The sequence below is a fragment of the Pseudomonas sp. LFS044 genome (genome assembly GCF_047978245.1).
In the GTDB taxonomy this organism is placed as follows: Bacteria; Pseudomonadota; Gammaproteobacteria; order Pseudomonadales; family Pseudomonadaceae; genus Aquipseudomonas.
This window is the reverse complement of the sequence record NZ_JBFPFX010000048.1, coordinates 1-21,980: the sequence shown is the minus strand read 5'-3', so window position 1 is coordinate 21,980 and position 21,980 is coordinate 1. Positions and strand designations below refer to the sequence as shown.

At 61.7% G+C, this 21,980-nt stretch carries 11 protein-coding genes and 2 rRNA genes; 8 read left to right on the top strand and 5 right to left on the bottom strand.

Going from position 1 to position 21,980, the window contains the following annotated elements; all coding sequences use genetic code 11:
* Positions 1-7,296, bottom strand: a 7,296-nt coding sequence (locus tag ACNQPL_RS25955) for a retention module-containing protein (RefSeq protein WP_416468310.1), incomplete at its 3' end; no start/stop codon positions are given.
* Positions 7,297-7,647: 351 nt separating this feature from the next.
* Between ACNQPL_RS25955 and ACNQPL_RS25950 the strand changes: the two genes are divergently transcribed.
* Genes ACNQPL_RS25950 through ACNQPL_RS25940 form a run of 3 tightly spaced genes read left to right on the top strand, consistent with a single transcriptional unit; the run spans position 7,648 to position 12,552 of the window.
* Complete coding sequence (locus ACNQPL_RS25950; protein WP_346616183.1) at positions 7,648-8,985, top strand: TolC family outer membrane protein; 1,338 nt, start codon at positions 7,648-7,650, stop codon at positions 8,983-8,985.
* Positions 8,986-9,029: 44 nt separating this feature from the next.
* On the top strand, positions 9,030-11,186 hold the full coding sequence (locus ACNQPL_RS25945; protein ID WP_346616184.1) for a type I secretion system permease/ATPase: 2,157 nt from the start codon (positions 9,030-9,032) through the stop codon (positions 11,184-11,186).
* A gap of 7 nt (positions 11,187-11,193) precedes the next feature.
* Complete coding sequence (locus ACNQPL_RS25940) at positions 11,194-12,552, top strand: HlyD family type I secretion periplasmic adaptor subunit (protein ID WP_416468311.1); 1,359 nt, start codon at positions 11,194-11,196, stop codon at positions 12,550-12,552.
* A 50-nt stretch (positions 12,553-12,602) separates the two neighbouring features.
* Here ACNQPL_RS25940 and lapD read toward each other — a convergent pair whose 3' ends face one another.
* Positions 12,603-14,549: a cyclic di-GMP receptor LapD gene (lapD, locus tag ACNQPL_RS25935; RefSeq protein ID WP_416468309.1), complete on the bottom strand. Its 1,947-nt coding sequence runs from the start codon at positions 14,547-14,549 to the stop codon at positions 12,603-12,605.
* Between the two features lie 10 nt (positions 14,550-14,559).
* A complete protein-coding gene (lapG, locus tag ACNQPL_RS25930; RefSeq protein ID WP_346616186.1) occupies positions 14,560-15,321 on the bottom strand; it encodes a cysteine protease LapG in 762 nt (253 codons plus the stop codon).
* A 204-nt stretch (positions 15,322-15,525) separates the two neighbouring features.
* Between lapG and ACNQPL_RS25925 the strand changes: the two genes are divergently transcribed.
* The 5 genes from ACNQPL_RS25925 to ACNQPL_RS25905 all read left to right on the top strand — a co-directional run bounded on the left by ACNQPL_RS25925 (position 15,526) and on the right by ACNQPL_RS25905 (position 21,616).
* Positions 15,526-16,215 carry a GntR family transcriptional regulator gene (locus ACNQPL_RS25925; protein WP_416468308.1) on the top strand — a complete coding sequence of 230 codons (690 nt, stop codon included), beginning with the start codon at positions 15,526-15,528 and terminating at the stop codon, positions 16,213-16,215.
* An 85-nt stretch (positions 16,216-16,300) separates the two neighbouring features.
* Positions 16,301-16,804, top strand: coding sequence for a sigma-70 family RNA polymerase sigma factor (locus tag ACNQPL_RS25920; protein WP_346616188.1), 504 nt, complete (start codon positions 16,301-16,303; stop codon positions 16,802-16,804).
* A 1-nt stretch (position 16,805) separates the two neighbouring features.
* Positions 16,806-17,765 (top strand): FecR domain-containing protein, encoded by a 960-nt coding sequence (locus ACNQPL_RS25915; protein ID WP_416468307.1) that lies wholly within the window; start codon positions 16,806-16,808, stop codon positions 17,763-17,765.
* A 216-nt stretch (positions 17,766-17,981) separates the two neighbouring features.
* Entirely contained in the window at positions 17,982-20,348 is a 2,367-nt protein-coding gene (locus ACNQPL_RS25910) for a TonB-dependent siderophore receptor (protein ID WP_346616192.1), read from the top strand.
* A gap of 83 nt (positions 20,349-20,431) precedes the next feature.
* Positions 20,432-21,616, top strand: a complete 1,185-nt coding sequence (locus ACNQPL_RS25905; protein WP_416468306.1) for a PepSY-associated TM helix domain-containing protein — start codon at positions 20,432-20,434, stop codon at positions 21,614-21,616.
* A 54-nt stretch (positions 21,617-21,670) separates the two neighbouring features.
* Here ACNQPL_RS25905 and rrf (ACNQPL_RS25900) read toward each other — a convergent pair.
* Together rrf (ACNQPL_RS25900) and rrf (ACNQPL_RS25895) are read right to left on the bottom strand one after the other, a co-directional pair.
* Positions 21,671-21,786, bottom strand: a 5S ribosomal RNA gene (gene rrf / locus ACNQPL_RS25900).
* Positions 21,787-21,895: 109 nt separating this feature from the next.
* Positions 21,896-21,980: ribosomal RNA gene (rrf, locus tag ACNQPL_RS25895) — 5S ribosomal RNA — on the bottom strand; the annotation flags it as partial.

Genomic DNA, 21,980 nt, shown 5'->3' with positions numbered 1-21,980 from the left:
CAGGGTCACAACCAGTGGCGAACCGGTGACCGGTGCCGACACCGAGGCGGTATAGGTGACCACGCCACCTTCCACGACCGAGGCATTGGCAGTGAGGGTCACGGTCGACGTGTCGATGGTGTCACTGACGTTGGTGACAGCTTCAGCCGGGTTGACCGCGAGCTTCTCGAAGTCGCCACCGGTGGTGCCGGTGACACTTACTTTGACCTGACCGGCGTCCTTGTAGACGTCATCGGCCGGCGCAGCGACGGTGACTTGACCGACAGTTTGGCCGGCGGCGATAGCGATGGTCGCGCCGTTGCTCAGGGTCACAGTCATTGCCGTGCCGGCTGGATTGCTCAGCGTGGCGGTGTAGACGATCTGGCCGCCTTCAGCGACATCGCCGGTGGCACTCAGCACCAGGTCCGTGGTGGCCTGGGTGTCTGGACCGTCGGTGACGGTAGTGGTCGGGTTACCTGCGGTTTCGAGCTGCTCGTAGTTGCCGCCTTCGACCTTGGTGATGCTGTTGGTCAGCGGAGCGTTAGTGTTGTAGACGTTGTTCGGTGCGGTGAAATCGACCGAGCCGGACGACTCGCCCACGCCGATGGTAATGCTCTGACCGTTGGCCAAAGTCACGACCAGTGGCGAACCGGTGACCGGTGCCGACACCGAGGCGGTATAGGTGACCACGCCACCTTCCACGACCGAGGCATTGGCAGTGAGGGTCACTGTCGACGTATCGATCGTATCGCTGACGTTGGTGACGGCTTCGGCTGGATTAACGGCCAGATTCTCGAAATCGCCACCGGTGGTGCCGGTGACACTTACTTTGACCTGACCGGCGTCTTTGTAGACGTCATCGGCCGGCGCGGCAACAGTGACCTGGCCAGTGGTCTGGCCGGCGGCGATGTTGATGGTCGCACCGTTGCTCAAGGTCACGGTCATCGCCGTGCCGGCTGGGTTACTCAGCGTGGCGGTGTAGACGATCTGGCCGCCCTCGGCGACATCGCCGGTGGCGCTCAGCACCAGGTCCGTGGTGGCTTGGGTGGCCGGGCTGTCGGTGACGGTGGTGGTCGGATTACCTGCAGTGTCGAGCTGCTCGTAGTTACCGCCTTCAACCTTGCTGATGCTGTTGGTCAGCGGGGCATTGGTGTTGTAGACGTTGTTCGGCGCGGTGAAGTTGACCGAGCCGGAGGACTCGCCGACACCGATGGTGATGCTCTGGCCATTAGCCAGGGTTACCACCAGCGGGCTGCCGGTGACCGGGGCGCTGACGGAAGCGGTGTACACCACGGTGCCGCCCTCGACCACGCTTGGAGTGGCGGTCAGGGTGACGGTCGACGTGTCGATGGTGTCGCTGACATTGGTCACGGCTTCGGCCGGGTTGACCGCCAGCTTCTCGAAGTCGCCGCCGGTAGTGCCGGTGACACTTACTTTGACCTGACCGGCGTCTTTGTAGACGTCATCGGCCGGTGCGGCGACCGTTACCTGGCCTGCGGTCTGGCCGGCCGCGATGTTGATGGTCGCGCCGTTGCTCAGGGTCACGGTCATCGCCGTACCCGCTGGGTTGCTCAGCGTGGCGGTGTAGACGATCTGCCCGCCTTCGGCGACATCGCCGGTGGCGCTCAGCACCAGGTCAGTGGTGGCCTGGGTGTCCGGGCTATCGGTGACGGTGGTGGTCGGGTTACCTGCGGTTTCGAGCTGCTCGTAATTGCCGCCTTCGACCTTGCTGATGCTGTTGGTCAGCGGGGCGTTGGTGTTGTAGACGTTGTTCGGCGCGGTGAAGTTGACCGAGCCGGACGACTCGCCGACGCCAATGGTGATGCTCTGGCCGTTGGCCAGCGTGACCACCAGTGGGCTACCGGTGACCGGCGCGCTGACGGAAGCGGTGTAGGTGACCACGCCACCTTCAACGACCGAAGCATTGGCGGTCAACGTGACCGTGCTGGTATCGATGGTATCGCTGACGTTGGTCACAGCTTCGGCTGGATTAACCGCCAGATTCTCGAAGTCACCGCCAGTGGTGCCAGTAATGGTGGCTTTGACTTGACCGGCGTCTTTGTAAACGTCATCGGCCGGTGCGGCGACCGTCACCTGGCCAGTGGTCTGGCCGGCGGCGATGTTGATGGTCGAACCGTTGCTCAGGGTCACGGTCATCGCCGTACCCGCTGGGTTGCTCAGCGTGGCGGTGTAGACGATCTGCCCGCCTTCGGCGACATCGCCGGTAGCGCTCAGCACCAGGTTGGTGGTGGCCTGGGTGTCCGGGCTGTCGGTGACGGTAGTGGTCGGGTTGCCCGCAGTTTCGAGCTGCTCGTAGTTGCCGCCTTCGATCTTGGTAATGCTGTTGGTCAGCGGAGCATTGGTGTTGTAGACGTTGTTCGGCGCGGTGAAGTTGACCGAACCGGACGACTCACCGACACCGATGGTGATGCTCTGACCGTTGGCCAGCGTGACCACCAGCGGGCTGCCGGTGACCGGGGCCGACACCGAAGCGGTGTACACCACGGTGCCGCCCTCGACCACGCTTGGAGTGGCGGTCAAGGTGACGGTCGACGTGTCGATGGTGTCACTGACATTGGTCACGGCTTCGGCCGGGTTGACCGCCAGCTTCTCGAAGTCACCGCCGGTGGTGCCGGTGACACTCACTTTGACCTGGCCGGCGTCTTTGTAGACGTCATCGGCCGGCGCCGCGACCGTTACCTGGCCTGCGGTCTGGCCGGCCGCGATGTTGATGGTCGCGCCGTTGCTCAAGGTCACGGTCATTGCCGTGCCGGCTGGGTTGCTCAGGGTCGCGGTGTAGACGATCTGCCCGCCTTCAGCGACATCGCCGGTGGCACTCAGCACCAGGTCCGTGGTGGCTTGGGTGGCCGGGCTGTCGGTGACGGTGGTGGTCGGATTACCTGCAGTGTCGAGCTGCTCGTAGTTACCGCCTTCAACCTTGCTGATGCTGTTGGTCAGCGGAGTGTTGGTGTTGTAGACGTTGTTCGGCGCGGTGAAGTTGACCGAGCCGGAGGACTCGCCGACACCGATGGTGATGCTCTGACCGTTGGCCAGGGTTACCACCAGCGGGCTGCCGGTGACCGGGGCGCTGACGGAAGCGGTGTACACCACGGTGCCGCCCTCGACCACGCTTGGAGTGGCGGTCAGGGTGACGGTCGACGTGTCGATGGTGTCGCTGACATTGGTCACGGCTTCGGCCGGGTTGACCGCCAGCTTCTCGAAGTCGCCGCCGGTAGTGCCGGTGACACTTACTTTGACCTGACCGGCGTCTTTGTAGACGTCATCGGCCGGTGCGGCGACCGTTACCTGGCCAGTCGTTTGACCGGCGGCGATGTTGATGGTCGCGCCGTTGCTCAGGGTCACGGTCATCGCCGTACCGGCTGGATTGCTCAGCGAGGCGGTGTAGACGATCTGACCACCTTCGGCGACATCGCCGGTGGCACTCAGCACCAGGTTGGTGGTGGCCTGGGTGTCAGGACCGTCGGTCACGGTAGTAGTCGGATTACCTGCAGTGTCGAGCTGCTCGTAGTTACCGCCTTCAACCTTGCTGATGCTGTTGGTCAGCGGAGCGTTGGTGTTGTAGACGTTGTTCGGTGCAACGAAGTCAACCGAGCCAGACGACTCGCCGACGCCGATGGTGATGCTCTGGCCGTTGGCCAGGGTCACAACCAGCGGGCTACCGGTGACCGGCGCGCTGACGGAAGCGGTGTAAGTGACCACGCCGCCTTCGATGACCGAGGCATTAGCGGTCAACGTGACCGTGCTGGTATCGATGGTGTCGCTGACGTTGGTGACGGCTTCGGCTGGATTAACCGCCAGATTCTCGAAGTCACCGCCGGTGGTGCCAGTGATGGTGGATTTGACTTGACCGGCGTCTTTGTAGACGTCATCGGCCGGCGCCGCGACCGTCACCTGGCCAGAGGTCTGACCGGCGGCGATGTTGATGGTCGCGCCGTTGCTCAGGGTCACGGTCATCGCCGTGCCGGCTGGGTTGCTCAGCGTGGCGGTGTAGACGATCTGACCACCTTCGGCGACATCGCCGGTGGCGCTCAGCACCAGGTCCGTGGTGGCTTGGGTCGCTGGGCTGTCGGTAACCGTGGTGGTCGGATTACCTGCAGTGTCGAGCTGCTCGTAGTTACCGCCTTCAACCTTGCTGATGCTGTTGGTCAGCGGGGCATTGGTGTTGTAGACGTTGTTCGGCGCGGTGAAGTTGACCGAACCGGACGACTCGCCGACGCCGATGGTAATGCTCTGACCATTGGCCAGGGTCACGACCAGCGGGCTGCCGGTAACCGGCGCGCTGACGGAAGCGGTGTAAGTGACCACGCCGCCTTCGATGACCGAGGCATTAGCGGTCAACGTGACCGTGCTGGTATCGATGGTATCGCTGACGTTGGTGACGGCTTCGGCTGGATTAACGGCCAGATTCTCGAAATCGCCACCGGTGGTGCCAGTGATGGTGGTTTTAACTTGGCCGGCGTCTTTGTAGACGTCATCGGCCGGCGCGGCAACAGTGACCTGGCCAGTCGTTTGACCGGCGGCGATGTTGATGGTCGCACCGTTGCTCAGGGTCACGGTCATCGCCGTGCCGGCTGGGTTGCTCAGCGTCGCGGTGTAGACGATCTGACCGCCTTCGGCGACATCGCCGGTCGCGCTCAGCACCAGGTTGGTGGTGGCCTGGGTGTCTGGACCGTCGGTGACGGTAGTGGTCGGGTTACCTGCGGTTTCGAGCTGCTCGTAGTTGCCGCCTTCGACCTTGGTGATGCTGTTGGTCAGCGGAGCGTTAGTGTTGTAGACGTTGTTCGGTGCGGTGAAATCGACCGAGCCGGACGACTCGCCCACGCCGATGGTAATGCTCTGACCGTTGGCCAAGGTCACGACCAGTGGCGAACCGGTGACCGGTGCCGACACCGAGGCGGTATAGGTGACCACGCCACCTTCCACGACCGAGGCATTGGCAGTGAGGGTCACTGTCGACGTATCGATCGTATCGCTGACGTTGGTGACGGCTTCGGCTGGATTAACGGCCAGATTCTCGAAATCGCCACCGGTGGTGCCGGTGACACTTACTTTGACCTGACCGGCGTCTTTGTAGACGTCATCGGCCGGCGCGGCAACAGTGACCTGGCCAGTCGTTTGACCGGCGGCGATGCTGATGGTCGCACCGTTGCTCAGGGTCACGGTCATCGCCGTGCCGGCTGGGTTGCTCAGGGTCGCGGTGTAGACGATCTGGCCGCCTTCGGCGACATCGCCGGTGGCGCTCAGCACCAGGTCCGTGGTGGCTTGGGTCGCTGGGCTGTCGGTGACCGTGGTGGTCGGCGTGCCTGCAGTTTCGAGCTGCTCGTAGTTACCACCTTCGACCTTGCTGATGCTGTTGGTCAGCGGAGCGTTGGTGTTGTAGACGTTGTTCGGTGCGGTGAAGTTGACCGATCCAGACGATTCACCGACGCCGATGGTGATGCTCTGGCCGTTGGCCAGGGTCACGACCAGTGGCGAACCGGTCACAGGAGCCGACACCGAGGCGGTATAGGTGACGACTCCACCTTCTACCACCGAGGCATTGGCAGTCAGGGTGACTGTAGAGGTGTCGATGCTGTCCGTGATAATGGTCACAGCGTCCAGCGGATTGATCGACAACTGCTCGAAATTGCCGCCGGTGGCACCGGTGATGGTGGTGCTGACCGTCGAACCATTGTTGTAAACATCATTGGCCGGCGTCTGGAAGTCCACGCTGCCGGTGGTCTTGCCCGCTTCAACGGTAACGGTCTGGCCATTCGACAGGGTCACGGTCACCGGAGTCTGGGCTGGGTTGCTCAGGGTCACGGTGTAAGTGATCACCCCACCTTCGGTCACGCTTGGAGACGCAGTGAGGGTCGCGGTGGTCGTATCGACCGAGTCCGAAATAACGGTCTCGGCAGGCGCCGGATTTGGCGTCAGCTGCTCGAAATTGCCGCCGGTGGCACCGGTGATGGTGGTATTGACCGTGGAACCATTGGCGTATACGTCATTGGCCGGCGTCTGGAAGTCCACGCTGCCGGTGGTCTTGCCCGCTTCAACGGTAACGGTCTGGCCATTCGACAGGGTCACAGTAACCGGAGTCTGGGCTGGGTTGCTCAGGGTCACGGTGTAAGTGATCACCCCGCCTTCGGTCACGCTTGGAGACGCAGTGAGGGTCGCGGTGGTCGTATCGACCGAGTCCGAAATCACCGTCTCAGCAGGCGCCGGATTCGGCGTCAGCTGCTCGAAGTTGCCGCCGCTGGCACCGGTGATGGTGGTGCTGACCGTCGAACCATTGGCGTAAACGTCATTGGCCGGCGTCTGGAAGTCCACGCTGCCGGTGGTCTTGCCCGCTTCAACGGTAACGGTCTGGCCATTCGACAGGGTCACAGTCACGGGAGTCTGAGCAGGGTTGCTCAAGGTCACGGTGTAGGTGATCACGCCGCCTTCGGTCACGCTTGGCGAGGCGGTAAGGGTGGCAGTAGTGGTATCGACGGTATCGGTGATCTGGGTGACTGCTGGCGTTTGCGGTACGGTAACCGTCAGGCCGCCGCCCCCGGTAGTGCCAGTAACGGTCGTGGTGATCTGGCCGCCATCGATGTAGGGCGTATCGTTGGCGGGAATCGTGACGCTGACAGTGCCGCTGGTTTGCCCGGCCGGGATGACGACGACGGCGCCATTCGACAGCGTGATGGTCAGGGCGGAAGTGGGTGCTTGGCCGACCGTCGCGGTATAGACGATAACGCCACCCGCTTCGGAGATGGAAGGGGTGGCGCTGAGGGTGAGCCCAGTGGCGACCGTTGTCGGCGTATCGGCTGTGGTGGTGTTGCCGTCGGTATCCAGCCCGCCGACCTCATCGCTGTTCAATCCGGCGGCGAAGCCCAGCGGGTCAGTCGGGAAGCCGATGGTCGGGTCCACAGAGCCTGCAGTTTCTTCCAGCAATACAAAACTGTGCCCCCCACCAACCGAGCCACCGCCTGCCGCTGCCGGCCCTGCTGCCGGCGCTTCCAGTTCGGTCGTCGGGTCCACGCCAGCAGCGATCGCTTGCTGCAGCTCTTCTACCGACGGCGCGGCTTGCGCGGTGGCCTGGCCCAGGTCGGTGCTGCTGTCTGGCGCATCGGCGCTCCACTGGCTGTCACGGCCCAAATCGAGCAGACGCCCATCGGCCAGCTCAAGCGTAACGGCGCCGCCCGGGCCGGTGAGGACTTCTTCACCGGCCAACAGGCGATCGCCTTCGATCAGTACGCGCCGGATGCCTTCTGGGGATACTGCGATGACTTGGCCAACAATACTTTTAACGATGGCTACAACGCTGCTCATTGGACTCTCCGGGTTACCCGATCTGATCTACTTCCATGCTCCGAGCGGCGTTGATGAGCCACTGCAGGCGGAACTGTGTCGATAATGTTTCCGACATATTTGACGTCAAAATATCGTCTATAACTGTCGGCTATTAACTTTATGCCAAACTATTGACCTTATGATCGCCATCCTAAACAATCGGCAAAGTAATGTCACATTGATATTTGAACGTTTGCTACTCCTTCCTTTAGTACTAATACCAGTGCCCCGTCGGAAGCTGCTCATCGGTCAAATCAGGTTGTCATTTCCAAACCTGAACCGCTTCGACCGTGATTCAGGACACCAGCGCCCTCGGGGATCAGTAAAAAAATGCGTGCGTCACTGTTTACCGCTCTTCCATTCGCCTTTGCCGCCACTTTCGTACAAGCACAAACCTTGCCCGAAGCCATGCAGAAAGCCCTCGAGGTGCACCCGGAGGTTCAAGCCGGGGTCAATGCCCGCGTGGCTGCCGACTACCAAGTGCGAGCGGCCAAGGGCGGCTATTTGCCGCGGGTGGACGTTACTGCAGGCTACGGCCGTGAAGGGACCGACAGCCCGAGTACCGCCAACCGCTGGGAAACGATGAATCGAGGAGAGTCAGCAATCCGTCTTCGGCAAATGGTTTTTGACGGTTTTGCCACCTCCAGCGAAGTCGGGCGTCAACAAGCCACCGCCAATGCCCGCGCCTATTCGCTGATGGGTACCTCGGAACGCACAGCGCTCGACGTGGCCCAGGTGTATCTGGATGTGCTGTCACGCCGCGAGATGGTGCGCCTTGCCGAAGAAAACCTGCGCAATCACGAACGGATCCTCGACCAGATCAAACTGCGGACCAGCCGTGGCGTGGGGCGCCTGGCCGACCTGGATCAGGCCGAAGCCCGCCTGGCGCAAGCACGCAACAACTTGATCACCGAACAGACCAACCTCGCCGACGCCAACACCAACTTCCTCAGCGTGGTAGGCCAGATGCCAGATGAGCTGAGCGCGCCAGCGCCATTCATCGACCTGCTGCCGGCAACGCTGGATGAGGCGCGCGCGCAGATGGTCGAGAGCAGCCCGGTATTGCGCTCTGCCGAGTCGGACATCGCCGCGGCAGAAAAACAGTACGACGCAGCGAAGTCGAGCTTCTATCCACGGTTCGATGCAGAACTCGGACGAACGGCCGATAACAACGTCGATGGGACCGTCGGCCATAACAATGAGTGGCAGGCCATGCTGCGAATGAACTTCAACTTGTACGCGGGTGGCAGCAACAAGGCGGACCTGGAATCCAAGTCGTACCTGGCCAACCAGGCGCTGGATATTCGCAACAATGCCCTGCGCCAGTTGAACGAAGAACTGGGGTTGGCATGGAATGCGCAGGAGAATGCCAATGCCCAGGTACCGATCGCCCAGCAGTACGTCGATCACAGCAACCGGGTGCGCAGTGCCTATCAGCAGCAGTTCAGCCTTGGTGAACGCACCCTGCTCGACTTGCTCGACAGTGAAAATGAAACCTTCACTGCCCAGCGCCGTCTGGTAGAGGTGAAGAACATACAATTGTTTACTCAGTACCGAATCAAGGCGACCATTGGCCAACTGCTCAAAAGTCAGGGTGTCGTAGCCCCGATGGCCACCGTTGTGCAGAATGATTTGAAACCGCGAGTGAACCTGCCAGGCATGAACTGAGGCGCACCCGCACCATCTACCCGCAAGGATGAAGAGAGCGCCGCGTGGAATCCGAAGTCAGTCGAGTCCAACTCACCCACGATCCACGCAGTCAGCACGATGACCCGTTGCTGGATAGCCTGCTGACGCTGTGTGTTCTGCACCAGAAGCCCGCGAGCCGGGCCATGCTGACCACCGGCCTGCCCTTGCCGGCCCAGCGCCTGAGCCCCGACCTGCTGCCCCGTGCCGCAGCGCGGGCCGGGCTGCAAGGGCGCCTGCTGCAGCGCAAGCTGGAGCAGATCCCAAGCATCGCCATGCCGGCCATGTTGCTGCTCAATGAGGGCCGCTGCGCCGTGCTGCTGGGTTGGGAAAACCAGGACACCGCCCGCCTGCTGCTCAGCGAGAGCGACGGTGGTGAGGTGCTGGTCAGCCGCGAGGCGCTGCAGGGCGACTACAGCGGCAAAGTGTTCTTCGCCCAGCCGCAGCACAAGTTCGACGTCAATCACGGCAACCTCATCCCGCGCGCCCGCTCCTGGTTCCGCGACACGCTGATGCGCAGCAAGTGGCTGTACATCGACGCCATCGCGGCCAGCCTGGTGATCAACTTGATTGCACTGGCCGCGCCACTGTTCGTGATGAACGTGTACGACCGCGTGGTGCCCAACCAGGCCACTTCGACGCTGTGGGTGCTGGCTGCAGGCATCGGCTTCGCCTATGTGTTCGACCTGATACTCAAAGGCCTGCGCGGGCTTTGCCTCGACCTTGCCGGCAAGAAGACCGACCTGATCATTTCGGCGACGCTGTTCGAGCGTATCGTGGGCATGTCGATGAAGTACCGCCCTGCGAGGGTCGGTAGCTTTGCCCAGAACATCCACGAATTCCAAGGCCTGCGCGACTTTCTGGCCTCGCTTACGCTGACCACCCTGATCGACCTGCCGTTTACCCTGTTGATCCTGCTGGTCATTGCCATCATCGGCGGGCATCTGGTGTGGATCCCGATCCTGGCCTTCCCGTTGGCTCTGGGCATCGGCTATGCCCTGCAGAAGCCGCTGATGGCCACCATGGAGCGCACCATGGCGTTGGCATCCGAGCGCCAGTCCAGCCTGATCGAAACGCTGGCCGGCCTGGATGCTGTAAAGGTCAACAACGCCGAAAGCGAACGCCAGTACATGTGGGAGCAGACCCTCGGCACCCTCAGCCGCCTTGAGCTGCGCGTGAAAGTGCTGTCGAGCCTGGCGATGAACATCACCATGCTGATCCAGCAGCTGGCGGGGGTGGCGATGATCTGCGTGGGCGTTTACCTGATCATCGATGGCAACCTCAGCATGGGCGGCCTGGTTGCCTGCTACATGCTCAGCGGTCGGGCACTTGGCCCGCTAGGCTCGCTGAATGGCTTGCTGGCCCGCTACCAGCAGGCCAAGGTGACCATGGTGGCCACCGACCAGATGATGGAGCTGCCGCAGGAGCGCAATTTCGAGGAGCGGCCGCTGAGCCGTCAGGTGCTGCAGGGGGCTGTCGAGTTCCGCGGTGTCGACTTCACCTACCCCAATCAGCAGAACCAGGCGCTCAGGGGCATCAACCTGAATATCCGCCCCGGCGAGAAGGTTGGCATCATCGGCCGCAGCGGCTCGGGCAAGAGCTCGCTGGCCAAGCTCATCGTCGGCCTGTACGAGGCCGACAACGGCTCGCTGCTGGTGGATGGCGTGGACATCCGCCAGATCGACGTCAGCGAGCTGCGCCACAATATCGGTTATGTCCCACAAGACATTCAGCTGCTGGCAGGGACCCTGCGCGACAACCTGGTCAGCGGCGCCCGCTACATCGAAGACGAACTCATCCTGCAAGCTGCCGAACTGGCCGGCGTGCATGAGTTCGCCCGCCTGCACCCCGACGGCTATGAGCTGCAGGTTGGCGAACGCGGGCAGAACCTTTCCGGCGGCCAGCGACAGAACGTTGCCCTGGCCAGGGCGCTGCTGCTCAACCCGCAAATTCTGCTGCTGGACGAACCCACCAGCGCCATGGACAACACCGGCGAAGAACGCCTCAAGCAGCGCTTGGGCGCAGTGATTGAAGGCAAGACCGTGCTGCTGGTGACTCACCGGGCGTCGTTGCTGTCGCTGGTGGACCGGTTGATCGTGATCGACCGTGGACAGATCGTTGCGGATGGCCCGAAGGCCGCCGTCATGGATGCGCTGAAGAAGGGGCAGATCAGTGTTGCATAAGCTGGATATGGGGCGTTTCAAGGACAACATGCGCCGCTATTTCAAGGGTTCCGAGTCGCTCGTCGGGCAACCCCTGCCCGAGGTCAAGAAGGCGCTGGTCGAAGATGCGCCGCGCATCGTGCGCCTGACCATCTGGGGCATCATCGCGTTCTTCCTGGTCATGATCATCTGGGCCAGCGTGGCCCCCATCGATGAAGTGACCCGCGGCGAAGGCAAGGCGATCCCCTCCTCCAAGGTGCAGAAAATCCAGAACCTGGAAGGGGGTATCGTCGCGCAGATTTATGCCAAGGAGGGTCAGATCGTCGAAGTCGGTGAGCCGTTGCTGCGGCTTGACGAAACCCGCTTTGCATCCAATGTGGGTGAAACTGAAGCCGACCGCCTGGCCATGGCCCTGCGTGTACAGCGCCTTAGCGCTGAAGTGGACGACAAGCCGCTGCAGATCGACGAAGAACTGCGCAAGGCCGCGCCAAGCCAAGCCGCCAGCGAGCAGTCGCTTTATCAGAGCCGGCGCCAGCAACTGCAGGACGAGATCAGCGGCCTGGAACAGCAACTGGTGCAAAAACAGCAGGAGCTGCGCGAATTCACCTCCAAGCGGGCACAGTACGCCAACAGCCTGCAGCTGCTGCGCCAGGAGATCGCCATGTCCGAGCCCCTGGTGGCCCAAGGGGCGATTTCACAGGTGGAGGTGCTGCGCCTGCGCCGCGCCGAAGTTGAAAACCGCGGCCAGATGGACTCGACCGCGCTGGCCATCCCCCGTGCCGAAGCGGCCATCAAGGAAGTGCAGAGCAAGATCGAGGAAACCCGCGGCAAGTTCCGCAGCGATGCACTGACCCAACTCAACGAAGCCCGCACCGAGTTGAACAAGGCAACCGCCACGGGCAAGGCCTTGGATGACCGGGTCAACCGCACCATGGTCACCTCGCCGGTGCGCGGCATCGTCAAGCAGTTGCTGGTCAATACCGTCGGCGGAGTGATCCAGCCGGGCAGCGATATCGTCGAAATCGTGCCGCTGGATGACAGCCTTGTGGTCGAAGCGAAGATCCTGCCCAAGGACATCGCCTTCCTCCATCCGGGCCAGGAAGCAACGGTCAAGTTCACGGCTTACGACTACACCATCTACGGCGGCCTGAAGGCCAAGCTTGAGCAGATCGGTGCCGACACCATCACCGATGAAGACAAGAAAACCACCTACTACCTGATCCGGCTGCGTACCGAAAGGAGTCACCTGGGTACCGACGAGAAGCCCTTGCTGATCATCCCGGGCATGGTGGCCACGGTGGATATCATGACTGGCAAGAAGACCATCATGAGTTACCTGCTCAAGCCGATCATGAAGGCCCGCTCCGAGGCACTGCGCGAACGCTGATCACCGCAGTTTTCTGCCCTGAGGGTGCGGCCTGCACCCTCAGTGCTCATTCAGCGCCAGGGTGCAGGCTCGCCGACCAGCTGCCCCTGAATGCCTTCTACGCCCATCTCCGCCAGCACTAGCCGCTCACCTTCGGTCTCGACCCGCTCGGCGACCAACGGCAGGTCGATGCTGTGCGCCGCGCGCTGGATCGCCTCGATGAACAGGCGTTTGTGCTGCTCGTGGTCGATGTTGCGAATGTAACTGCCGTCGATCTTGAGGTACGCCAGGCCCAGGTGCGCCAGGTTGCCGATCATGCTGAAACGGCCACCGAAACGCTGCAGCGCCAGCCCGAAACCTAGACCGTGCAGGCGCCGGGTCAATTGCTCGAGCACAGCTTGCGCAGGCAATTGTTCTTCACCGATTTCCAGAACCAGGCGCGGCCCGAGTACGGCATGCTGGCCGAGCAGTTCGTAAACCCGTTGCAACGCCTTGGGGTCGGCGAGGGTCGCTGCGGACAGGTTGAGCGCCAGCACTTCAGTGTGGCTACGCAAGTGCGCCAGCACCTTTTCCAGCACCAGTACATCCAGCCGCGGCATCCAGCCAAAACGCTCCAGCCACGGCAGGAAACGCCCAGCCGGCAGCGGCTCGCCCTGATCATCGTGCAGCCGCGAAATCACTTTGTGGTGCAGCACGCGGTGCACCGCCTTGCAATCAACCACCGGCTGGAAGAACAGTTCGAACTGGCCTTTGACGAAGGCCTGGTCAAGCCGCGTGTGCCAGTCATGATGGCTATCGCCAGCCACTGCTGCCGCGCCCTGCTCCAGGCACACCCAGCCTGGCGTCGGCTGGTTTTCCGCACGCGCCAGGGCCTCATCGGCAAGCTTCAGCAGCGCTTGAGGTGCGTCTCCAGGGCTGAAGGGGGCCAGGCCGATACAAGCCACCGGGTCAACGTCGGTGGCGCCGGTCTCGTGCAAGCTCTGCAAGGTTGCCTCGAGGGCCTGGGCGAGCTGCACGGCCTCTTCGTGCACCATGCCAGGCGCCAGCACAGCGAATTCACCACCACGGCTGCGGGATATCAGGTCTTTGGTTTCGGGGAATGTTGCGCAAGTACGCCGCAGCTGTTCGCCCACCGCCTGCAGCAACTGGTCGGTGCGCTGGCCACCCAGGCGGGCATTGAGCCCGGTAAGGTCCTGGACACGCAGTAACAGCAAATAGCCAGCCCGTGCTTCTTCCAGGTTACTGACCCGGGTGGTCAATTGCATTTCGAAGTAACGGCGGTTGGACAGCCCGGTCAGGCTGTCCTGATAGGATTCGGTACGCAACCGCTCACTACGCTCTGCCTGCTCGGTGAACAGCGCCTTGAGCTTTTCGACCATCTGGTTCATCGCCTGCACCACCCGACGCAGCTCGGGCGTGCGCGGCAACTCCGGCAGGCTCAGGAACTCGCGGCGGGCGATGGCGTGGGACTGTTCAACCATGTAGTCCAGCGGGCGCAACTGGCGGCGTAGCAGCAAGGCACCGAGCACGGCGCTGGCCGCACCGCAAAGCAGCAGCCAGCCCAGGCTGCCCAGGGCGCTCTGCCACAGCTTGGCGATGGCGAACATCGGATGGCTGATTACTTCGACCCGCGCGGCCTGCTGCCAGCCGCGGCTGACGATGGCATCGCCACCGGCCGGTTCCAGGCCGATCAAATGCGTGAACCAGGCAGGGACGCCACCCGGGTCGGGTTCGGCATGTCGCTCCACCAGCACGGCATTGGACGCCAGATCGACCACTTTGATGCTGGAGTAATAGCCACTGTCGAAAATCGAACTGATCATCAGCTCGACCATGGCCGGGTCGTCGATATTTGGCGTGAGTGACAGCGCCAGCGCCGTGGCTGCGTCCTGGGCATGCGAGCGCAGCTGGTTGACGTATTGGCTGCGCGAGCTCTCCAGGCTGACCATGAAGCTGCCGCTGAACGCGACCACCAGGAACAGGCAAATGGCCAACAGTAATTGTTTGAACAGTGACATCTGTGCTCCTTCAGTAAACCGGTTCGGCCGGGAACCCTTCGGCCTGCATTTTCTTCAGCACGTCCTGCCAGCGTGACAGGCGCTTGGTGTCGCCGACTTTCTTGTTGCCCGCTGCCCCCGTCAACCACAAGCCTTCGCCGTTGAAGGCGTACACGGGTAGCAGGTCTGTTCGCTGGCTGGCCGGCTTGATGGCGTCCATCAGGCTGTCGAGCACCAGTGGCTGGGCCTGTGGGCTTGAATAATAGGTCAGCACCATGTGCGCGCGGTTCTGGCGCAGGGCTTTGACGTAGGTGATGCGCAGCTTCTCGCTGGGGATGCCCATGCGCCGCAGGCTGAAATACTTGGCGATGGCGTAATCCTCGCAATCGCCGGCGCCTTTGATCAAAGCCTGGATCGGCGTGGCCCAGTAATCGACTTCGTGCCACAGGTCGATGTCTTCGACATAGCGTAATTGCTGGTTGAAAAACAGGTTGACCGCCTGCAGCCGCTGCAGCTCGGACCCCTGGCTTTGTGCAACCATCAGCTGCTGCCAGGCGTCGATGCGGCCCTTGCCCGCCCCCAGCGGGCCGTATAGAGCCTGTGATTTGCGGCTGATCTGGGAAAAATCCCAGTCTGCATGCAAGCCGCCCAGCAGCAAGCAACCCAGCAGAACAGCAAGGCCTACACGTCGTACGGCGGTTTTGAGCAGCCAGGGTATCGCCACTGCAAAGACCTGTTCAGACCAATCGAAAGCAGCGATGGTGCGGCTTGCAAGCGTAAAAAACAATGGCACCCTGCAATCATGGCCGGCGGTGGCCAGGCCGCTATAACTTTCTTGATAGCGCTTGGTATATGCCGCTTCCTTTGCCAGGCGACTTCATACACCATATCCCATGGCCTTGTTTCGTTCGCTCCGCTGCGAGCGTCGGTTTGACAAGGCCCCTTGCCTATTACTAGTGTCATTGGATCCAACTTTCGTCGTCGAGGCAGACTCCGCGTGGCCGAGAAAATCAAACTGAGCAATGTGCTGGCCAGCGAGCAACTGCCGGCACACCTGGCCCGTGCCGTGATCGAAGAGCGCCTGCGCAGCGCCATTCTCGATGGCCGCCTGCCGCCCGGCACAGCCGTGCGCCAGCAAGAACTCGCCACCCTGTATGGCGTCAGCCGCATGCCAGTGCGCGAGGCGTTGCGCCAGCTCGAGGCGCAATCGCTAGTGAACGTGGAGATGCACAAGGGCGCGGTCGTCGCACCCCTGATCGGCGAAGACGCGGTCGATACCTACGCGCTGCGTGTGTTGCTCGAGTCCGAGGCGCTGCGCCAGTCCATTCCGCTGCTCGATGCCGACGACATTGCTCGCGCCCGCGGCTATATCCAGCAGCTGGAAAACGAAACCCGCCATGCCGAAATCGGCCGCCTCAACCGGCTCTTTCACATGGCGCTGTATGGCAAGGCGCCAAACCAGAAGCTGCTGCGCCTGATCGAGAACGAGCTCAATGAGGAGGAACGCTTTCTGCGCTTCCACCTGTCGTCGATGGGGCTGGGCAAGCTGACCCAGGACGATCACAACGCGCTGGCGGACGCCGCCAGTGACAAGCTGGTGGATGAAGCCGTGAGGGTGCTGGAGCAGCACCTGAACAATGGCGCTCGGGTGATCAGGAGTTACCTGGACAAGCAATCGCCCAACTGAGTGGGCCGGCTGCAAATGAAAGTTGCAAACAGCACCCGCTCCGGCAAACAATGAGACTAATTATCATTTATGCCGATTGCTCGTCATGCCTTCGAATGACTCCGTGCACACGCTCTACAGTGACCACCACAGCTGGCTGAATACGTGGCTGCGCAGCAAGCTTGGCAATGCCGCTGATGCTGCGGACCTTGCCCAGGACACCTTCGTGCGGTTGCTGCAACGCCATGAGCAGCTTCAGCTGAACGCGCCACGGGCCTTCCTGCGCACAATCGCCCGCGGCCTGGTCATCGACCACTGGCGGCGTGAAGAGCTGCACCGTGCTTATCTGCAAGCCTTGGCACACGTGCCCGAGGGGCAGGTGCCCTCGGCCGAAACCCGCGAACTGCTGCTGGAGCTGCTGGAACGCATCGCGCGGATGCTCGACGGGCTCAAGCCCAAGGTACGCCGCGCGTTCCTGCTGGCCCAATGTGAAGGGTTGAGCCACAAGGCCATCGCCGAACAGATGGGCATCTCCCTGCGCTCGGTTGAGCGGCATGTGGCCGATGCGCTCTACCACTGCTACCTGTTGCGCTACGAAGACGAACGCTGACATGGCGCCCTCCTCCAAAGCCGTCAAACAGGCTATCCACTGGATGCTCCGCCTGCGCGAAAGCGGCAACGACCCGGTGTTGGCACAGCAATGCGAGCGGTGGCGAAATACCCAACACGAGCATGAGCTGGCCTGGCAACGCGTGACGAGCCTGCAGCAGGATCTCGACCTGCGCGCCATTCCCGGAGCGGGCGTCGCGCTGCAGACCTTGGAAACCAGCCAACGGCGCCTGCATCGGCGCCAGGCGCTGAAGCTGCTGGGCGGCGCTGCAATGATAGGGTCGGCGAGCTGGCTGGCCAAAGACCTGGATACCATCAGTGCATGGACCTCGGACTATGCCACCGCTACCGGCGAACGCCGCACTGTCCACTTGCCCGACGGCTCTCTGCTGCAACTCAACACACGCACCGCAGTAGACCTGGCGTTCACCGAGCAGCAGCGCATGGTTCGCCTCAAGCACGGCGAGCTGATGCTCACGTGCAGCCAAACGCCGTACAAAGGGCAGCCGCTGCTGGTGCAGACCCGTGATGCCCTGCTGGAGGGCTTCGAAGGGCGGTTTGTGGTCCGCCAGGATGCCGACTGCACGCGGGTCAGCGTCAGCCAGGGCAGAGTTGCCATTCACCACCCAGGTACAGGCGAACTGCAATGGATGGCCGACGGCCAGAACTGGCGGATAGATGCAGTGGGGGCGCAACGGCTGGCGCAAGTCGACATGGACGCTGCAGCGTGGGCGGATGGGCTGATTGTCACCCGTGACATGCGCCTGGCCGATTTCCTCGCGCAGGTGAGCCGTTATAGGCATGGATACCTCGGCTGCAGTGACGATATCGCCGATTTGCGCCTGTCTGGGGTATTCCGCCTGGAAAACCCGGACCAATTGCTGCAGTTGCTGCCACAGACGCTGCCAGTCCAGCTTCGCCAACGTACACGCTGGTGGATACGGATCGAGCGTGTGGCCTGATTCGATATCAGCAAGAAATTTCTGGCGGGTTTTGACGACACGTCCGGCTAGGACAGTAAGCAACTCCATCTGCCCTATAACGACTCGACGGACTTCGACATGCCCATCGCTTCACCTCCAGCGTACCTCGCTACCGAGAATGATTTTCGACCTGTCTTGAATTCAGCCAGGCTACGCAAAGCGGTACGTGCCGCTCTGTTCGGCACCGCCCTTGGCATGAGCGGCGCGCCAATACTGGCGAACGCCGCCGAACCGGCGCAGCTGAGCCAGCAATACGCGATCGCACCAGGCCCGCTGAACGAGGTGCTCAACCAATTTGCCCGCCAGGCTGGCATCACCCTGTCGAGCACGCCGCAATTGACCGGCGAGAAACGCTCGAACGGCCTGCAGGGGCAGTACCCGACAGACCAGGCGCTGCGCCAGTTGCTCAATGGCACGGGCCTGGAGGCTACCAGCGCGGACGGCCGCAGCTATGTGCTGCACGCCCAGCCTGCAGATGCCGCGTTGTCACTGCCTGATACCGATGTGCGCAGCTTCACCCTGGGCAACGCCTTGGGCAGCATGGACGGTTACAACGCCACCCACAGCCAGGTTGCGACCAAGACCAGCATGCCGCTGGTGGAAACCTCGCAATCGGTGTCGGTAGTGACCCGCCAACAGATCGATGACCAGGGCTCGCAGACCGTCGCCCAGGCCATGCGCTACACCCCCGGCGTGCTGACCAACCCCTATGGCGCCACGCATCGCTATGACTATGTGGCGATGCGCGGCTTCAACGACGGCTCGGTGGACAACATCTACGTCGATGGCCTGAAGTCCATGGGTGATAACGGCACCTACAGCACCATGCAGGTAGACCCGTATTTCATCGAGCGTATCGACATCCTCAAAGGCCCTTCCTCGGTGCTTTACGGCCGCAGCTCTCCGGGCGGCCTGGTGGCGCTGACCACCAAGAAGCCGCTGTTCGAGGCTTACCATCAGGTACAGGCCACTGTCGGTACACAGGGCCAGCGTGGCATGGGTTTCGACTTCAGCGGTCCGCTGGATGACGACAAGCGCATTGCCTATCGACTGACCGGGCTGGCGGATGCTTCCGACACGCAGTTCGACCACAACAAGGAAGAGCGCTACGCCATTGCGCCCGCGATCAGCATCGACTTTACCGAGGACACCTCGCTGACACTGCAGGCCTACCTGCAGCACGACCCCAACGGTGGCTACCATGGCGGCAACCCGGCCGATGGCATGCTGCACAAGCGCAACGGCCTGAGGCTGTCCGATCACTTCTTCGAAGGCGAGCCGGGCATCGATAACTACGAACGCACTCAGCAGTCGTTCAGCTACCAGTTCGAGCATCGATTCAACGATGTCTTCACCGCACGGCAGAACTTCCGCTACCAGGATTCCGACGTGTCGATGGACCAGGTCTACTCGGCAGGCTGGGCAGACGCTGACAGCAATATCCTCAACCGCGCCTATACCGGTGGTGACGAGCGCCTGCACTCCTACATCATCGACAACATGCTGCAGGCGGAATTCTTCACCGGCGCGGCCAAGCACACAGTGTTGCTGGGCACCGACTATCAACGGCGCAAGGCCGATGTGGCCTGGCGCTATGGCACCGTCAACCCGCTCGATGCCGGCAACCCGCAATACGGCAATGGCAACCTTCAGGTACTCGGCGAAAACCGCTATCAGCGCCGTTTGCAACAGACTGGGGTATACCTGCAGGACCTGGTCGAGCTGGACCAATGGCGCTTCTCGCTGGGGCTGCGCCAGGACTGGGTAAAAGTCTCGGAAGAAAACCGCGACAGCGACACCCGGGCCAGCGATGACCGCTCGAAGTTCACCACCCGTGCCGGCGTGCTCTACCTGTTCGAGAACGGTATTGCCCCATATGCCAGCTACTCGGAATCCTTCAACCCCAACACCGTGTCCGACCAGGATGGCCGCCCACTGGCGCCGACCGAGGGCACCCAGTGGGAAGCGGGCATCAAGTACCAACCACCAGGCAGCGACAACCTGTTCACCGCATCGGTATTCCGCATCGAGCAGGAAAACCTGGCGTCCAAGCAGCCGAACGAAGACTTCTACCGCCCTGTGGGGGAGGTGCGTTCCCAGGGCCTGGAGCTGGAAGCCCACGTGCAGGTAACGGACAACCTCAAGGTGCTGGGTGGCTACACCTTTACCGATATCGAATATTCCAAATCGATGCCCAGCCTGGTGTCGGGTCTCGACAACAAAGGCAACTCACCGACCCAGGCACCGAAGCAGATGTTCTCGTTGTGGGCGGACTACAACTTCCACCAAGGGCCGCTGGACGGCCTGCGCCTCGGTGGCGGCGTGCGGTACGTGGGCTACAGCTGGGTGGATGCGGAAAACAGCATGAAGGTGCCTTCCTACACCCTGTTCGACGCCTCGGTGGGCTACGACCTCGGCAAGGTGGGGCTCAAGGGTGTGGATGTGCGCCTTAATGCCAACAACCTCACCAACGAAACCTACGTCACATCGTGTGCAAGCTTGAACTACTGCTACATGGGTGAAGAGCGCAATGTCAGCGCTACGGTCAGTTATCAGTTCTGACCGGGTACGACCTGGTTGCAAAGCCAGCGCCTGACTTCAGGCGCTGGCTTTTTCGTTTCTGGTGTTTTTGGGAGCTTGGCTAGATGCGTCAATTCTCTGTACTGCTGCACCGTTACCTGGGGCTGGTGACTGCGGTGTTCCTTGCGCTTGCTGGCCTGACTGGCAGCGTACTTGCGTTTCATCACGAACTGGACGAGTGGCTGAACCCGGGTTTCTATGAAGCGCCGGCCAAAGGAGTTGTTCAACAGCCTGGGGTACTTGTGGATAAGTTGCAGGCGCAACATCCGCGCCTGCAGGTCTGGTACATGGAGTATCCACAGGAGGCTGGGCATTCTGCCCTGCTGGCCATGGTGCCGCGCAATGATCCGCAGACCGGCGAGCCATATGCCGAAAAGAACACTGTGTTCTATATGGACCCTGTCAGCGGTCAAACGCTCGGCCAACGCTATTGGGGCGAATGTTGCTTCTCGCGAGAGAACTTCATGCCGTTCATCCTCGAGCTGCATTACAGCCTGACGCTGCCGGGCAATTGGGGCCTGCTGTTGATGGGTGTGGTGGCCATCTTGTGGGTTGTGGATTGTTTCATTGCCGTGTTGCTGACCTTGCCCCGGGGGCGGCCTTTCTGGCGCAAGTGGGCAACCGCCTGGAAGATCAAGGGCGGGCATGCCTACCGACTCAACATGGATATCCACAGGGCCAGTGGATTATGGCTTTGGCTGCTCCTGCTTCCGGTGGCGATCAGCAGCGTTGCGATGAACCTGCCAGCCCAAGTGTTCAAGCCGGCAGTATCGTTGTTCTCACCCGTTGAGCCGAGCGTCTACGAGGCGCGTGGTGCGTTGCCGAAGGAAGAGCTGGGGGTAACCAGGCTGACGTACCAACAGGCCTATCAGCGGGCCTTGGAAGAAGGCTCGCGGCTAGGGCTGACCGCTGCCATTGGCGAGCTGTACTACAGCTTCGAATACAACTTCTACGGTGCCGGCTTTGGCCAGCACGATACCGATGCCCACGGTAAGTCCTGGTTGTTCTTCCATGGCACCGATGGTCATCTGCTCGGCCAGGAAATCGCCGGGCAAGGCACGCTGGGTGAGCAGTTCTATCGGTTGCAGCTGCCCATACATGGCGGGCGGATCATCGGTATGACCGGGCAGATCCTTATTGCGGTATTGGGCATCGTGATTGCCGTGCTGTCCGTCACCGGGGTGTATGTGTGGTGGCGCAAGCTGCAGGCGAGGCGCAAGAGCAAGGCGCGCAAGGTCGCAGTGCTGTAGGCCGGAAAAGACAAAGCCCCTGTCTGCAGTGCAGACAGGGGCTTTGGGTTTGAATCTTGACGATGACCTACTCTCACATGGGGAAACCCCACACTACCATCGGCGATGCATCGTTTCACTGCTGAGTTCGGGATGGGATCAGGTGGTTCCAATGCTCTATGGTCGTCAAGAAATTCTGTGTGCCGGCCCGTCCTGCGGACGTACCAGCGAATCTCTGTAGTTCCTACTTAAAGACAAAACCCCTACCTGCTCACGCAGATAGGGGTTTTGCGAAATGAATCTTGACGATGACCTACTCTCACATGGGGAAACCCCACACTACCATCGGCGATGCATCGTTTCACTACTGAGTTCGGGATGGGAT